General features: G+C 62.6%; 16 protein-coding genes and 1 pseudogene. 8 read left to right on the forward strand and 9 right to left on the reverse strand.

Annotation, left to right across the window (positions count from 1 at the left end; genetic code table 11):
* Positions 1–29: 29 nt before the first annotated feature.
* Positions 30–743, reverse strand: a complete 714-nt coding sequence (locus tag AC0L2X_RS12520) for a pyrimidine 5'-nucleotidase (RefSeq protein WP_473599833.1) — start codon at positions 741–743, stop codon at positions 30–32.
* A gap of 55 nt (positions 744–798) precedes the next feature.
* Here AC0L2X_RS12520 and AC0L2X_RS12525 point away from each other — a divergent pair.
* A pseudogene (locus AC0L2X_RS12525) lies at positions 799–1,041 on the forward strand (diguanylate cyclase); the annotation flags it as partial.
* 67 nt (positions 1,042–1,108) lie between these two features.
* Here the strand turns inward: AC0L2X_RS12525 and AC0L2X_RS12530 are convergent.
* Positions 1,109–1,276: a hypothetical protein gene (locus AC0L2X_RS12530; protein WP_023677478.1), complete on the reverse strand. Its 168-nt coding sequence runs from the start codon at positions 1,274–1,276 to the stop codon at positions 1,109–1,111.
* A gap of 93 nt (positions 1,277–1,369) precedes the next feature.
* Between AC0L2X_RS12530 and AC0L2X_RS12535 the strand changes: the two genes are divergently transcribed.
* Positions 1,370–1,870: a MarR family winged helix-turn-helix transcriptional regulator gene (locus tag AC0L2X_RS12535; RefSeq protein ID WP_473599834.1), complete on the forward strand. Its 501-nt coding sequence runs from the start codon at positions 1,370–1,372 to the stop codon at positions 1,868–1,870.
* On the opposite strand, the gene phhA is transcribed toward AC0L2X_RS12535, so the two are convergent.
* Entirely contained in the window at positions 1,865–2,698 is an 834-nt protein-coding gene (gene phhA / locus AC0L2X_RS12540) for a phenylalanine 4-monooxygenase (protein ID WP_473599835.1), read from the reverse strand. The two genes, AC0L2X_RS12535 and phhA, sit on opposite strands and share 6 nt — an antisense overlap.
* A gap of 139 nt (positions 2,699–2,837) precedes the next feature.
* Between phhA and AC0L2X_RS12545 the strand changes: the two genes are divergently transcribed.
* The gene (locus AC0L2X_RS12545) at positions 2,838–3,314 is read left to right on the forward strand and encodes an Lrp/AsnC family transcriptional regulator (RefSeq protein WP_292655879.1); all 477 of its coding nucleotides are present in this window, start codon (positions 2,838–2,840) and stop codon (positions 3,312–3,314) included.
* A 93-nt stretch (positions 3,315–3,407) separates the two neighbouring features.
* Here AC0L2X_RS12545 and argB read toward each other — a convergent pair whose 3' ends face one another.
* Both argB and AC0L2X_RS12555 read right to left on the reverse strand, forming a co-directional pair.
* On the reverse strand, positions 3,408–4,301 hold the full coding sequence (argB, locus tag AC0L2X_RS12550; RefSeq protein ID WP_473556982.1) for an acetylglutamate kinase: 894 nt from the start codon (positions 4,299–4,301) through the stop codon (positions 3,408–3,410).
* Positions 4,302–4,457: 156 nt separating this feature from the next.
* Positions 4,458–5,954, reverse strand: coding sequence for an amidase (locus AC0L2X_RS12555; RefSeq protein WP_473599836.1), 1,497 nt, complete (start codon positions 5,952–5,954; stop codon positions 4,458–4,460).
* Between the two features lie 126 nt (positions 5,955–6,080).
* Here AC0L2X_RS12555 and AC0L2X_RS12560 point away from each other — a divergent pair, with 126 nt between their 5' ends.
* The 4 genes from AC0L2X_RS12560 to msrB all read left to right on the forward strand — a co-directional run bounded on the left by AC0L2X_RS12560 (position 6,081) and on the right by msrB (position 8,760).
* Complete coding sequence (locus AC0L2X_RS12560; protein WP_023718207.1) at positions 6,081–6,620, forward strand: sigma-70 family RNA polymerase sigma factor; 540 nt, start codon at positions 6,081–6,083, stop codon at positions 6,618–6,620.
* Positions 6,617–7,321, forward strand: a complete 705-nt coding sequence (locus tag AC0L2X_RS12565; RefSeq protein WP_473557205.1) for an anti-sigma factor — start codon at positions 6,617–6,619, stop codon at positions 7,319–7,321. The genes AC0L2X_RS12560 and AC0L2X_RS12565 overlap by 4 nt, the downstream gene beginning before the upstream one ends.
* Positions 7,322–7,527: 206 nt before the next feature.
* A complete protein-coding gene (locus tag AC0L2X_RS12570; protein WP_352565646.1) occupies positions 7,528–8,085 on the forward strand; it encodes a fasciclin domain-containing protein in 558 nt (185 codons plus the stop codon).
* A 174-nt stretch (positions 8,086–8,259) separates the two neighbouring features.
* On the forward strand, positions 8,260–8,760 hold the full coding sequence (gene msrB, locus AC0L2X_RS12575) for a peptide-methionine (R)-S-oxide reductase MsrB (protein WP_352477048.1): 501 nt from the start codon (positions 8,260–8,262) through the stop codon (positions 8,758–8,760).
* Positions 8,761–8,972: 212 nt separating this feature from the next.
* Here msrB and AC0L2X_RS12580 read toward each other — a convergent pair whose 3' ends face one another.
* Positions 8,973–10,526: a DHA2 family efflux MFS transporter permease subunit gene (locus tag AC0L2X_RS12580; protein WP_352490571.1), complete on the reverse strand. Its 1,554-nt coding sequence runs from the start codon at positions 10,524–10,526 to the stop codon at positions 8,973–8,975.
* Between the two features lie 70 nt (positions 10,527–10,596).
* Positions 10,597–11,775, reverse strand: a complete 1,179-nt coding sequence (locus tag AC0L2X_RS12585) for an HlyD family secretion protein (protein WP_352490517.1) — start codon at positions 11,773–11,775, stop codon at positions 10,597–10,599.
* A 143-nt stretch (positions 11,776–11,918) separates the two neighbouring features.
* Between AC0L2X_RS12585 and AC0L2X_RS12590 the strand changes: the two genes are divergently transcribed.
* Positions 11,919–12,668: a TetR/AcrR family transcriptional regulator gene (locus AC0L2X_RS12590; protein WP_352490516.1), complete on the forward strand. Its 750-nt coding sequence runs from the start codon at positions 11,919–11,921 to the stop codon at positions 12,666–12,668.
* A 21-nt stretch (positions 12,669–12,689) separates the two neighbouring features.
* Here the strand turns inward: AC0L2X_RS12590 and yihA are convergent, their stop codons facing one another.
* Together yihA and AC0L2X_RS12600 are read right to left on the reverse strand one after the other, a co-directional pair.
* Positions 12,690–13,349, reverse strand: coding sequence for a ribosome biogenesis GTP-binding protein YihA/YsxC (gene yihA, locus AC0L2X_RS12595; protein ID WP_352490515.1), 660 nt, complete (start codon positions 13,347–13,349; stop codon positions 12,690–12,692).
* Positions 13,346–13,984: a CatB-related O-acetyltransferase gene (locus tag AC0L2X_RS12600; protein WP_352490514.1), complete on the reverse strand. Its 639-nt coding sequence runs from the start codon at positions 13,982–13,984 to the stop codon at positions 13,346–13,348. The genes yihA and AC0L2X_RS12600 overlap by 4 nt, the downstream gene beginning before the upstream one ends.
* Between the last annotated feature and the right edge of the window lie 123 nt (positions 13,985–14,107).

Below are 14,107 nucleotides of genomic sequence, written 5' to 3' on the forward strand. Positions count from 1 at the left end.
GGTCAATTTCCCCCTACTCCCCTACTCCCCTACTCCCCTACTCCCCTAACGACTATCGCCGTGAGGAAGCCGGCGAGATCGTCGGTGACGAAGTCCACATCGTCCTCGTTGGCCGGGTCGCGTTCCCAGATTTCCGAGAAGGTTGGCTCGAAATTGCGCGGCACCACCAGCACCGTGGTCATGCCCAGCGATTTCGGCACCGACAGGTTGCGGGCGAGATCTTCGAACATCACAGCATTTTGCCCGGTAACGGCGTGGAGTTCGGCAAATTTCTCGTAGGATTGCCGCGCCGGCTTGGGGTTCAGTCCGGCTGCGACGATATCGAAAATATCGTCGAAATGCTCGAGAATGCCTAGTTGCCGCGCGGTGCGTTCGGCATGCCGGCGATCCCCGTTGGTGAAGATGAATTTACGGCCGGGAAGCTGGCGTATGGCGGTGCCGAGGACGGGATCTGGAACCAGCCAGGAATAATCGATGTCGTGGACCTTCTCGAGAAAATCATCGGGGTCGATGCCATGGCGCGTCATCAATCCGTTCAGTGTCGTGCCGTATTCGCGGTAGAGCTCCTTTTGCAGCTTGCGTGCTTCCTCGCGCGGCAGCGTCAGCAATTCTCCGACGTAGGCGGTCATCTTCACATCGATCTGCGAGAACAGATTCGAATGATGCGGATAAAGCGTGTTGTCGAGATCGAACACCCAGTCGGTGACATGGGCAAAGCGGGCGGGGTCGGGAAGTGTGGTCATACCGTCCTTATGGCACGAAACGATCTTTCCAACAGGAGGTTTATCCACAACCTTCGGCGCCACCGAACACGAGGCCAGGCGCGTCGCCGAGCGCATCCGCCGTGAAGTCGAGCGTATCCGTTTCCGGCCCGTCGATGAACGAACGGTTCCGCTGACGGTCAGTATTGGCGGCATCACCTGCGGCAGGGACGCCGCAGTGTCGGAGCTGATGCGCGCCGCCGACCAGCGGCTTTACGAGGCCAAGCATCGCGGCCGCAATCTGTCGATCATCGACCGCGATATTTCCGAAGCCGCCTGAGCTCGGCCCTACGCCTTCTGCTAGGAGAGTTCCACCCCACCTGCATTCAACCGCGCCGTGGCTACTGTCAAAATCCGAAGATGGCGATGCGGAACAGCAGGGCGGCCGCCGCCAGCGCGACCAGAGCGATGCCAAGGCCAATGGGAGAGCCCCAGCCATACCACTCCATCGCCAGCTTGGCGTATTTGAACTCCTCGGCCGGTGTGAGTGGGCCGCGCGTCGGGGTCTGATTCATTTTTCACTCCTTGCAGGCTGCGACAGGCCTTGCCTTGCGCCTTATGCAGCATATTACTATAAGGGCAATAATGTTAGGCGGATTGATAGTTAGATGGTCGAAATAAATTCGTCAAGCATGAATCGGGCCGACATGAAGACCGCCATCGGCCTTGCCATTATGGGCTGGCAGGACGCGACGCAGGCTTATGACGAGGCAGTGGGCGGCAGGCTTGGGCTGAGCATGGCGGAACGCCATTGCCTGGCGCTGCTCTATGGCGGCCCGCGATCGGCTGGCGAGGTCGCGGCCGCAACAGGGTTGACGCCGGCCGCGGTCACCGCGCTGATCGACCGGCTGGAGGCGCGCGGCCTGCTGACACGAACGCGCAGCCTTGAGGACAGGCGCAAGGTGGTCATAGAGGCGACCGAACTCACGCGAGAACTATCGACGCGCTATTATGGCGCGATCGCGCAGGAGGGGGAAAAGGTGATCGCCACATTTAGCGACACGGAGCTCGCCACGATCCTGCGCTTCGTTACGGCGTCGCTCGACCTTCAGCGCGACCAGCTGGCCCGGCTGAAGACCGAAGCGTTGGAAACAACCGACAGCCTATAGGCTCGCCGGGTCGAGCGCCGGCTCGCCTTTGCGGCGTGCCACGATCGCCGCAAGATCGGCGGTCTCGAATGCATCACGCAGGGCGTCGAACGACGGCAGCACGAAATAGGCACGCTGGAACTTGTCGATCTCGTAGCCGGTGCGCATTACGGTTTCCAGGTCGAAGGGGACATGGTGCGCCTCGCCGCCTTCGACCGCGAACTGAAGCTCCGTGAAGGATGACATCAGCCCGGCGCCGAAAGCCTTCAGCGGCTGGCCCGGCTCGCGCATCAGCCCGTATTCGACGGTGTACCAGTAAAGCCTGGTGATCATCTCGTCGCCGCCGAGCGCAATCACGCTATCGGCCTTTTTGCCATACATCTGCATGAAGTCGGCAAAGACCGGCTGCGTCAGGATCGGCACGTGACCGAAGAAATCGTGGAACATGTCGGGCTCGACGATGTAGTCGAGCTCCTTTTGGGTTCGCAGCCAGTTGGTGACCGGGAACCGGCGGTTGGCGAGGTGGTCGAAGAACGGCTGGGCGGGGATGAGCCCCGGCACGGCGACGATCTCCCAGCCTGTGAGCTTGCGCAGCTTCTCGCTGACTTCACCGAAGTCCGGGATCTTGTCGAGAAGGCCGAGCGCCGCAACGCCATCGAGATAGGAATGGTGGGCGAGCTTCCTGGTCAGCTTCGTCTGGCGGTCGCACAGCGTGCGCCATACCGCCTGCTCTTCGTCGCTATAATTGTAGCCCTGCGCCACGGTGAAATCGGCACGGCAGACCGAATAATCGCCGCGAAGGCCTCGCGCCGCGCATTCGCGGGCATAATCGGCAACGTTCATGGTCATGGCTGCTCTCCCTGGAAATCATGATCAGCGAATTGTCGGCAATTTTAGCCGGATCGCGCGAGGCAAATCAGCTTTGATGGTGGCTCAAATGCGGGGTTGGAGGTAAAAGACTCCACGATCAAGCTTTGGGAGAGTGAAAATGCCTCAGTTTGACGAATTCGAGATCAAGATGCTCGACATCCTGCAGCGCGACGGGCGCAAGCCGGTATCGGAACTGGCGCAGCAGATCGGCCTGTCGACGACACCTTGCGCGCGGCGCTTCGAGGCTCTTCAGCAGGCGGGCATCATCAAGCGCTTCGCCGCGGTGCTCAGCCGTCGCGCCGTCGGGCTGATGGTCGAGGTGTTCATCCAGGTGCGCCTGACCAGCCACAGCGACGGCTCGCCCGAGAGCTTCATCGCCGCGGTCCAGCGCATGGACGAGGTGTCCTCATGCTGGACCATGACCGGCGACCATGATTTCCTGCTGCATGTCATGGTGCCGTCGGTCGACGAGCTCAATGCCTTCGTCATGCACCGGCTGATGCGGCTCGAAGGCGTGCGCGACGTCCACACCCAGCTTGTGCTGCAGAACATCAAGGGGCCCGGCCATGTCCCGCTTGCACATCTCAGACGATAGGCATTTCTGCGGAAAGCCTGCACACAAACTGCTGAAGCCGGCCAATCTCCAGAGCTAGATCGCCAAACGCTTGAACCCCTCAGACACCCGGCCTCACGGCACGATCAGCGTGCCGGCGCCGTGTTCGGTGAACAACTCGAGCAGCACCGCATGCGGCGTCTTGCCGTTGAGGATGACGACGCCTGCGACGCCGCGCTCGATTGCCTCGATGCAGGTCTCGACCTTGGGGATCATGCCGCCCGAGACCGTGCCGTCCTTGATCAGGTCCTTGGCCTCGGCCACGGTCAGCTCGTCGATCAGCTTCTTGTCCTTGTCGAGCACGCCGGGCACGTCGGTGAGGAACAGCAGGCGCGTCGCCTGGCAGGCGCCGGCGATGGCGCCGGCAAAAGTGTCGGCGTTGATGTTGTAGGTATGGCCGTCGCGGCCGGGCGCCACCGGCGCCAGCACCGGGATCATTTCGGATCGTGCCAGGAGGTCGAGCAATGTGCGGTCGACCTCGATAGGTTCACCGACGAAGCCCAGGTCGAGCACCCGCTCGATGTTGGAATCCGGATCGATCATGGTCTTGCGCGCCTTTTCGGCAAACACCATGTTGCCGTCCTTGCCACACAGGCCGATCGCCCACTCGCCCTCGGCATTGATCAGCGCGACGATCTCCTTGTTGATCGACCCGGCCAGCACCATCTCGACAATCTCGACGGTCTTCTGGTCGGTGACGCGCAAGCCGCCCTCGAATTTGGATTCGATGCCCATCTTGCTGAGCATGGCGCCGATCTGCGGCCCGCCGCCATGCACGACGATCGGGTTGACGCCGGATTGCTTGAGCAGTGCGATGTCGCGGGCAAAAGCCTTGCCGAGCGCGATGTCGCCCATCGCGTGGCCGCCATATTTCACCACGACCGTCTTGTTCTCGTAGCGCTGCATGTAGGGCAGCGCCCTTGAAAGCAGCGCGGCCTGCATTTCGGCGGTGGCGGCGACATCCGTCATCGGCGTGGTTCCCAGCTTGGCATGAACGGCGGCGTCTTAGCGGGAATTGGGCGAGGGGGCAAACGGCTTTGCTGTCATGATCGGTCAAATCGGTACTACTATTTGTTTGACCATGATCTTGTCCGAAAACCGGTTCCCACCTTTCGGGATCATGGTCTATGCCGGCACCTGCAGCGGCGCGCGCCGGCCCAGCCATCCGGAGATCTTTTCCATCTGCGCGGCGAACGACAAAAGCGTCTCCTCGTCGCCGGGTCGGCCGGCGGCCTGGACGCCGAGCGGCAGGCCGGCATCGGTCACGTAAACCGGAAGCGTGATCGACGGTTGCCCACTGACGTTCTGGATCGCCGGCCAGTGGGTGAACCAGAGGCTCTTGTCCATCAGCTGGTCGAATAGCGGCTTGAACTTCAGCAGGCCGGCGAGGCGCAGTCTGTCCAGGACATTCTCGATGAATTCGTCGGCGCCTTTCGGGTCCATGGTGCGGCAGGCGAGCGGCGGGTGCGCGATGACAGGCATCAGCACTGCATCATAATGCGCGGTTTCGGTGATAAGCCGGCGCGAGGTTGCGTGCAGCCGCTGCAGGCCGGCATAGATTTCGCCGGCCGAGAGGATTTCACCGAACCGGCTCATCACGCGCGTGGCGCGTTCGATGTCGCCTGAGATGGAGCGGCCGACGCGCAAGGCCTCGCCACGCATCGTGCCGGCCACCGCCGCGGCGACGGTTCGGGCGAAATCGGCGATGAAATCGCGATCGATATAGGGCAGGTCGATCTCCTCGACGCTGTGCCCGCCCTCGCGCGCCAACGCAATTGCCGCATCCAGAGCTTTCAAGGTTTCTTCCGAAATCGGCAGGCCGAGCGGCGATTTTCGGTAGAAGGCGAGCTTGAGCTTGCCCGGATCGCGCCCGGCCGCCGCGGCGAAACTGCCGTTCGGCGACGGTGCCGCGTAGGGCGACAGCGGGTCGGGCCCGTGGGTCAGGTCGAGCAGCAGGGCCGTATCGCGCACCGAGCGGGCCAACGCATGGTCGACGACGAAGCCATACCAGCTTTCGGTGACGAGCGGCGTCAAGGGCACGCGGCCGCGCGAGGTTTTCAGCCCGACCAGCCCGGTACAAGCGGCAGGCACCCTGATCGAGCCGCCGCCGTCCGAGGCGTGCGCCACCGGCACGACGCCGGCCGCGACCAGGGCAGCCGCACCGCCCGAGGAACCGCCGGTCGTGTGCGCGGTGTCCCATGGGTTGCGGGTGACGCCGTAAGCCACCGATTCGGTCACCAGCCTCAACCCGTGTTCGGGTGCGGTGCTGGTGGCGATCGGGATCAGGCCTGCAGCCAGGTAGCGTTCCGTCATCACCGAGTTGAAATCGGGGGTGAAAGCTGGGATGCGGCTGCCGCCATGCGTCGGCACGCCCTTCATGGCGATGCCGAGGTCCTTTAGCGCAAAGGGCACTCCGGCAAGCGGCAGCTTGTGGTCGACGGTTTTCGCTCGCGCCCGCGCGGCCTCATAGAGCGGTTCGGCGATGGCGTTGATCTCCGGCCGGGTGGCCTCGGCCCGGGCGATCGCCGCGTCGACGAGATCTTGCGGTGTGATCTCTCCCTTGTGCACGAGTGCGGCCTGGCCGGTCGCGTCATGCTCCCACAGAACCCGCTCGATCGACATGGTCGCCCTCCCGCTCATGGCAAGCTAGCGGGCGGCGATTTCATTGGCAATCGACGCTGGCGCTGCCGGTGCGCAAGACCATTTCAGTCGTTGCAAATACATTGCAATCGCCTAATTTGGCGGCCGATGACGCCGCAGGACATCAGCAACCTGATTGTCCGGACTTCGATGAAGGACCGGGCTGCGTTCGATCTGCTGTACCGGCAGACCAGCGCGAAACTTTTCGGCGTCTGCCTTCGTGTATTGAAGGATCGGGGAGATGCAGAAGAGGCGCTTCAAGAGGTCTTCGTCAAGATATGGACGAAGGCGGACCGTTTCGCAGTTTCGGATCTGAGCCCGATCTCCTGGCTGGTGGCCATTGCGCGCAATCATGCGATCGATCGGATCAGGGCGCGGCGAGAGCCTGCCGCCTATATCGATGCCGCGCTCGACGTGGCCGATCCGGCGCCGGGGCCGGAGGCCATGGCCGTGGCGGGCGGTGAGTCCGGACGCATCTACCATTGTCTCGAGGAATTGGAGAAGGACCGGGCGGCGGCCGTCCGGGGCGCCTATCTGGATGGCAAAAGCTATGCCGAGCTGGCGGAGCGCTATGGCGTACCGCTGAACACGATGCGGACCTGGCTGCGTCGCAGCCTGTTGAAATTGAGAGAATGCCTGGAAAGATGACGCTGGCTGACGACAATGGACCGGAACGTGGGGGCGACGACCTGTTCGCCGCCGAATACGTTCTTGGCGTGCTGGCCGCCGATGAACGCGAGATCGCGTCGCGCCGCATCGATGCGGACGCCGCCTTCGCACGCCTTGTCGATGCCTGGGAGGCGCATCTTTCGCCGATGGCCGCCGCCTATTCGGAGACAGAGCCTCCGATCAGGGTCAAGGAAGCATTGGACCGCCGGCTGTTCGCTGCAGAGCCGCGCGCCGGCCTCTGGTCGAGCCTTGGCTTCTGGCGCGGTCTTGCCGCCGCCGCCATTGCGGCGCTGGCGATCTACATCGCCGTGCCCTACTTCCGCCCGCCTACCGAACTGCCGCAGACGCGGCTTGTCGCCTCGCTGGCGGCCGAAGGCAGCGACGTCAAATATCTCGTCGTCTACGATGCCGTCCGTCACGAGGTCGGCCTTTCCCACGTCTCCGGCGAGCGGGCCGCCGGCAAGGACTTCGAATTGTGGATGATCGAAGGCAAGAAGGCGCCGGTGTCGATGGGCGTCATCCCGGCCGGTGCCACCGCGCATTTGGCCATCCCGCCCGCCGTCCAGGAGAAATTGGCGCAAGGCGCCGTGCTTGCGGTCAGCGTTGAGCCTGCCGGCGGTTCACCGACCGGCCAGCCGACTGGACCGGTGGTCGCAGCGGGCGATCTGAAGAGCATCTGACCGCTTCTCATCTGTGGAAGCAGACCTGAAATCTATCTCCCACGATTTAAACGCCTGCAAAGCGTGTTGGCAGCTGTTGATCCGCGCCGGGCAAATTTCAGCGACACAATATTTTTTTGCGGAGAGGACGAAACTCCGGAATTTTCTATAGCGTATCTCCTTGCGTTCCCGAATGAGGGGAACGATAACCCGAGGAGATTGAAATCATGCGTAAATTCGCCACCCTTTTGCTTGCCGGCACGGTCGCCATTTCTGCGCTCGCCACCATTGCCTATGCCCAAAATCCGATGGTCGGCGGCGCCGCCATGTATGCCCAGAAAAACATCGTCGAAAATGCGGTCAACTCGAAGGACCACACGACGCTGGTCGCTGCCGTCAAGGCAGGCGGCCTGGTCGACACGCTGCAGAGCGCCGGCCCTTTCACCGTATTCGCGCCGACCAACGAGGCCTTTGCGGCACTTCCGGCCGGCACGGTGGAGACGCTGCTCAAGCCTGAAAACAAGGACAAGCTCGTCAAGATACTGACCTGCCATGTCATCGGCGCCAAGGCGATGGCCGCCGACGTCGCCAAGATGGTCAAGGATGACGGCGGCACCCATAAGGTCAAGACGGTCGGTGGTTGCGAACTGTCGCTCAAGGCCGACGGCGGCAAGGTCACCGTGACCGACGAGAACGGCAACGTCGCGAACGTGACGATCGCCGACGTCGAGCAGTCCAACGGCGTCATCCACGTCGTCGACAAGGTTCTCCTGCCGAAGATGTAACAAACGCACGCTGCCGGCGAAGATATCGCTAAGGGCCTCCCTGCGCACGCTCCGCGCCGTTCACGCAAGATGTGGACAGGCGCGGAGTCCCGCTTTGAGGACAGCGATCGTCACCGGCTTTTGATTTCCGTGTGGCGGTCGAATTTGGCACAAGCAGTAACAGGAGGAATGGCCATGAACCGTCGCGAGCTTCTTTTGAGTGGTGCGGCAGCCATTGGCGTTGTCGCAGGCGCCACCGCGCTGCGTATGGGCGGAGCCCAGGATGCACGCGCGGCCGAGACTTTCGAGGTTACTAAGACCGAAGCCGAGTGGCGCGCCATCCTGTCCGACGCGGCCTTCAATGTGCTGCGCAAGGAGGGCACCGAATATCCCGGCACCAGTCCGCTGCTCAACGAGCACCGCAAAGGCATCTTCGCTTGCGCCGGCTGCGGCCTGCCGGTCTATTCGTCAGAGACCAAGTTCGATTCCGGCACAGGCTGGCCGAGCTTCTGGCAGGAAATCCCGAATTCCATCGGCAAGACCGTGGACAGGTCGTTGGGCATGACCCGCACCGAGGTCCATTGTCGCCGCTGCGGTGGCCATCTCGGCCACGTCTTCGACGACGGCCCGCCGCCGACCGGGTTGCGGCATTGCATCAACGGCGTCGCCTTGACCTTCAAGCCGGCGACGGCGTGAGGACGGCTGCGACCCTGACTTTGTCGGAGCGCGCTAGAGCATCGGACCCAAAAGTGCGAAGCGGTTTTGGGAAAATCCGATGCTCAAACAAAAAGTTGGAGCGGTGGAGTGTCCGCCGCTCCAAGACTTCATAATGGTTGATTTGCGCATGACCCCGAAAATCGCTTTTCGGGGTCATGCGCGAGGGCGCCAGGCGGGGGATCCGGCGCGCCTCAATGGCCTCCGCCACCGCCGCCCTGAGCGGCTGGCTTGCGGATCACCAGGGTGAAGAGCCCAAGCGTCGCGAACAAAACCGTCAGCATGAAGAATACGTCCATGAACGACAGCAGCGATGCCTGCTGCTGGACCATGCCTGACAGTTTGGAGATGGCCGCCTTGGAGGCGTCGAGCCCAGCGGTCTGCTCGAAGTTGACCGTCATGTTCTGCAGCTTCTGCTGCGCAGCGGCACTTCCCCATTGCACGTGCTCGGAGAGCCTGGCGTAGTGGAAGGCATTGCGGTCGATCAGCACAGTGTTGATGACGGCCAGGCCGACGGCACCGCCGAGATTGCGGGTCAGGTTGAACAGGCCAGACGCATTCTTCAGGCGCTCCGGCGGCAAGGTTCCGAGCGCAATGTTGTTGATCGGCACCATGCAAAGCATCATCGAGCAGCCGCGCAGGATCTGCGGGATCAGCAGTTCATAGAAATCCCAGTCGGCGGTGAGATGCGTCATCCACCAGGTCCCGGTGGCGAAGCCGAAGAAGCCGATCATCATCATGATGCGCGGGTCCATCTTGTTCGACAGGATGCCGGAGATCGGCGCGGTGAAGAACATGGCCAGGCCGCTGACGAACAGCGCCTCGCCGATCATCATCGAATCGTAGCCGCGGATGCGCCCCAGGAACACCGGATAAAGATAGGTCAGACCGTAGAGGCCGATGCCGACGACGAAGGAGAACAGCGAGCCGAAGGCAAAATTGATATTGCTGAAGGCCCTCAGATCGACAATCGGCTCCTCGGCGGTGAACACGCGCCAGAAGAACAGCACCGCGCCGAAGGTCATGATGATGGCGCAAACGAGCACCGCCTGATCCTGCAACCAGTCGTTGTTGGGACCTTCTTCCAGCACATATTCCATGCAGCCCAGGAAGGCGGCCATGCCGGCGAGCCCCCACCAGTCGAACTTGCTGAACAGCTTGAGATTGGGTTTGTCGAAGTCGATCAGCGACCAGGCGGCCGTCGTCACCAGAATGCCGGGCACGACATTGACCAGGAACAGCCAGTGCCAGGACATCGCATGGCTGATATAGCCGCCGACGGTCGGGCCGATGGTCGGCGCCAAGGTCGCCACCAGGCCGATCATCGGCGAGACGACGGCACGGCGCGACGGCGGGAAGATGGTGAAGGCGGCTGCAAAGACGCTCGGGATCATGCCGCCGCCGATGAAGCCCTGCACGGCCCGGTAGACGATCATCTGGTCGATATTGGTTGCGGTCGCCGCCAGCGCGCTGGCCGCGGTGAAGCCTGCCGCCGAGATCGTGAACAGCACGCGCGTCGACAGCATCCGGCTGAGGAAGCCCGACAGCGGGATCATCACCACCTCGGCAATCAGATAGGCCGTCTGCACCCACGGAATCTCGTCCGAGCTGGCGCTCAGGCCCGCCTGGATCTCGGCCAGCGAGGCCGAGACGATCTGGATGTCCAGGATGGCCATGAACATGCCGAACACCATTGCCAGGAAGGCGATGACGCGGCGTGTCGAGATGTGGTCGACCGGCACCGGCATGGCTGGCGCCGGTGTCGATCCTGCAGTCAGGGTTGCGGTCGCCATGACCTTTGCTCCCGGTCGTTCCGCTTTACTTCGATGCCGAAGGCGCGGTGCGGCTGTCGACAGCGACGACGACGCTCAGGCCGGCGCGCAGCTTGCCCGTCTTCAGCACATCCGCGGGCACGTCGATGCGAACCGGAACGCGCTGCACCACCTTGGTGAAATTGCCGGTGGCGTTCTCCGGCGGCAGCAGCGAGAACACTGCTCCCGAAGCCGGCGCCAGCGACGACACGGTACCCTCGATGTCCTGGCCGTCGATAGCGTCGACCGACACCCTGACCTTTTCACCAGGCACCAGCCGGGCAAGCTGGGTCTCCTTGAAATTGGCGACGATGTAGAGCTTGTCCATTGGCACGATGACGGCGAGCTTCTGTCCGGGGCTGATCAGGTCGCCCTGCTCGACCGAGCGGTTGCCGACCACGCCGTCATAGGGTGCGCGCAACACGGTGAAGGACAGATCCCGCACCGCCTTGTCGTGGGCAAGCTGCAGCGAGGCCAGCGTGCTGGCCGATTCCGCGCGCTGCGCCTGGAGCACGCCGATATTGGCTTGAGCCGCCGCGATCTGTGCGTCGGCGCCGGCAAGCGCGGCATTGGCTTGCTCGACCGCCGTCTGGGCATCGTCCAACTGGGCCTGGGTACCGACGCGAGTCTTGAGCAACTGGGCGGCACGAACCTGAGCTCGCTTGGCATTATCGGCAGCGGCCTGGTCGGCGGTCTTCTGCGCCTGCGCCTGCTTGAGCGAGGCGCGCGCCGCCTCGGTCTGGGCATCGATGCGGTCGAGCGTCTTGCTCAACGTGGCGATCTGCGCCTCGGCCTGGGCAACGGCTATCTTGTAGTCACCGTCATCGACGATCAGCAGCGGGTCGCCGGCCTTCACCTGCTGGTTCTCGGTCACTTTGACCTGATCGACATAGCCCGAGATTTTTGGCGAGATGAACGCCGTGTCGGCCTGGACATAGGCGTCGTCGGTCGCGATCATGAAGCGCCCGTCCGTCCAGTAATCATAGCCATACCAGGCGCCGGCGCCCAGCAGGGCCAGGCCGATGATGGGCAACAACATGGAGCGCATCGAGCGCTTCTTCTTGGCGGGAGCCAGCGGGGTGACGTCGGCGGGCTTGAGAGGGGCTTCCGGCGCTTCGATCGCAGGCTGGACCTTGGCGTTGGGGAAAGGGCGGACTTCGGCACTGGTGGGCGCGTTCGAGGACATGATATCTCTCTAAATTAACTGACGCTGAACTTCATCAGACTGAACCGTTCGGTTCGATCTAGACGTTGACTTAGCGCTTAAAGAGGACCATATCAAGAGCAATCGAACCGGATGGTTCGAATTATTTTACGAGGTGTGACATTATGGCCGAAGCCCCCAAGGCCGCTCCTTTGCCTGATTCAGGCCCATTGCCCAGCGCTGGCAAGGACCAGTGCGATCTGCTGGACAGTCTGCCGCGAGGCCGCCCGGCCGCGGGGCAAGACCCGGTCAAGCGCAGCCAGATCATCGACGGTGCGCGCCGTGTCTTCATCGACAAGGGCTTCGAAGCCGCGTCGATGAACGACATCACCCGTGAGGCCGGCGTGTCCAAGGGCACGATCTATGTCTACTTCGCCAATAAGGAAGAGCTGTTCGAAGCGCTGATCGAGGAAGAGCGCGGCACGATCTTCAAGAACATGTACGAGGTGCTCGACCAGATCGGCGACCTTCGCCAGACGCTGGTGAAGTTCGGCATCGTGCTGTCCATGAAGATCACTTCGGCGAGGGTCATCCTGGCGCAGCGTACGGTGATCGGCGCGTCGGAACGCATTCCGGAGCTTGGCGCGCGATTTTACGAACGCGGGCCGAAGCGCGGCCATGACAGGGTCGTCGTTTTCCTCAACATGGCTATCGAACGCGGCCTGCTGAAGATCGACGACGTCGAGCTTGCCGCCTATCAGTTCACCGAGCTGTGCCTGGCCGGTCTTTTCCGCCAGTGCATATTCGCCTATCGCACCAAGGCGCCAAGTGCGGCCGAGATCGAACATATCGTCAGGTCGGGCGTCGACGTGTTCCTGAAGGCCTACGGCACCGAACAGCTTGCAGAGCAGGAACGGGCCTCCAGCCTCGCCTAACAGGCTGCCAAGGTCGGTGGCCTATCCGCCATTGGCGGCGAGCACGATCGCCGCACGCAATTCCTCGAGGCCCTCGCTCTTTTCCGACGACGTGGCGAGCACGAAGGGAAATGCCGCCGGGCGTTTCTTGATCGTCTGGAGCGTTTCCTCGATCAGCTGCGGTACCCCCGCCGCCTTGATCTTGTCGGTCTTGGTCAGCACGATCTGATACGACACTGCCGCCTTGTCGAGCAGCGACAGCACCTCGTCGTCCTTGGCCTTGATGCCATGGCGGGCATCGATCAGCACGTAGACGCGCTTCAGCGTCACCCGGCCCTTGAGATAGTCGAACACGAGCTTCGTCCACTCGTCGACCTTTTCCTTGGGCGCCGTGGCGTAGCCATAGCCCGGCATGTCGACCAGCGCCATCGGCGGCAGGTCGGCGCCTTCTCCTGAAAATCCGCCCGGCACGAAATAGTTGAGCTCTTGCGTCCGGCCCGGCGTGTTGGAGGTGCGCGCCAGCCCCTTCTGGTTGACCAGCGCGTTGATCAGCGACGATTTGCCGACATTGGAGCGGCCGGCAAAGGCGATCTCGGGCGGTCCCTCCGGCGGCAGGAATTTCATCGCCGGCACGCCGCGGATGAAGATCCAGGCTCGCGTGAACAATTCGATGCCGATCGTGGTCTTGTTCAACGCGTTCAAACCGCTGCCTCCAGAAGAAAAATATTGCTGCCACGAATGGCATCGAGATTGCGGCTGATCTTTTCCACCGGCCAGTGCCACCACGCCAGCGCCAGCAGCCGCCGGATGGTCCTTTCATCGAAGCGCATCTTCACCACCTTGGCCGGATTGCCGGCGACGATCGCATAGGCCGGCACATCGTGCGTCACCACCGACTTTGCCGCGACGATGGCGCCGTCGCCGATCTTCACGCCCGGCAGCATCACCGCTTCCATGCCGATCCAGACGTCGTTGCCGACGATTGTGTCGCCGCGCACCTCCTTCGACCATGTCGCCGGGTCGAAGCCTTCCTCCCAGCCGTGGCCAAAGATGTTGAACGGATAGGTCGAAAACCCGGACATGGCGTGATTGGCGCCGTTCATGATGAAGCGCGCGCCTTCGGCAATGGCGCAGAACTTGCCGATGACCAGCCTGTCGCCGATGAACGGATAATGATGCAGCACGCATTTTTCGGCGAATTTGTCGGGTCCGTCCGGATCGTCATAATAGGTGAAGTCGCCGATCTCGATATTCGGCGCCGTCACCAGCGGCTTCAGAAAGCCGACGCGCGTGTGCAACGGGATCGGATGCTTGATCGATGGATTGGGTCCGGTCATATCGAGCTCCGTCGGGCAACTGCCAGCCAGGTCAAAATAGCGCGATCCGTCCGGCAGTACCAATCGCTTAATCCAGGCTCGCTTGGTCAAGGGGGGCAGCTTGTGCAAAAAGCCCCGGACGAA

This window comes from Mesorhizobium sp. WSM4828, assembly GCF_055811175.1.

What these genes read in the sequence shown, in the direction of transcription:
- AC0L2X_RS12520 (WP_473599833.1), bottom strand. Translation starts at nt 743, where the DNA reads ATGACCACACTTCCCGACCCCGCCCGCTTTGCCCATGTCACCGACTGG.
- AC0L2X_RS12530 (WP_023677478.1), bottom strand. Translation starts at nt 1,276, where the DNA reads ATGAATCAGACCCCGACGCGCGGCCCACTCACACCGGCCGAGGAGTTC.
- AC0L2X_RS12535 (WP_473599834.1), top strand. Translation starts at nt 1,370, where the DNA reads ATGGTCGAAATAAATTCGTCAAGCATGAATCGGGCCGACATGAAGACC.
- phhA (WP_473599835.1), bottom strand. Translation starts at nt 2,698, where the DNA reads ATGACCATGAACGTTGCCGATTATGCCCGCGAATGCGCGGCGCGAGGC.
- AC0L2X_RS12545 (WP_292655879.1), top strand. Translation starts at nt 2,838, where the DNA reads ATGCCTCAGTTTGACGAATTCGAGATCAAGATGCTCGACATCCTGCAG.
- argB (WP_473556982.1), bottom strand. Translation starts at nt 4,301, where the DNA reads ATGACGGATGTCGCCGCCACCGCCGAAATGCAGGCCGCGCTGCTTTCA.
- AC0L2X_RS12555 (WP_473599836.1), bottom strand. Translation starts at nt 5,954, where the DNA reads ATGTCGATCGAGCGGGTTCTGTGGGAGCATGACGCGACCGGCCAGGCC.
- AC0L2X_RS12560 (WP_023718207.1), top strand. Translation starts at nt 6,081, where the DNA reads ATGACGCCGCAGGACATCAGCAACCTGATTGTCCGGACTTCGATGAAG.
- AC0L2X_RS12565 (WP_473557205.1), top strand. Translation starts at nt 6,617, where the DNA reads ATGACGCTGGCTGACGACAATGGACCGGAACGTGGGGGCGACGACCTG.
- AC0L2X_RS12570 (WP_352565646.1), top strand. Translation starts at nt 7,528, where the DNA reads ATGCGTAAATTCGCCACCCTTTTGCTTGCCGGCACGGTCGCCATTTCT.
- msrB (WP_352477048.1), top strand. Translation starts at nt 8,260, where the DNA reads ATGAACCGTCGCGAGCTTCTTTTGAGTGGTGCGGCAGCCATTGGCGTT.
- AC0L2X_RS12580 (WP_352490571.1), bottom strand. Translation starts at nt 10,526, where the DNA reads ATGCCGGTGCCGGTCGACCACATCTCGACACGCCGCGTCATCGCCTTC.
- AC0L2X_RS12585 (WP_352490517.1), bottom strand. Translation starts at nt 11,775, where the DNA reads ATGTCCTCGAACGCGCCCACCAGTGCCGAAGTCCGCCCTTTCCCCAAC.
- AC0L2X_RS12590 (WP_352490516.1), top strand. Translation starts at nt 11,919, where the DNA reads ATGGCCGAAGCCCCCAAGGCCGCTCCTTTGCCTGATTCAGGCCCATTG.
- AC0L2X_RS12600 (WP_352490514.1), bottom strand. Translation starts at nt 13,984, where the DNA reads ATGACCGGACCCAATCCATCGATCAAGCATCCGATCCCGTTGCACACG.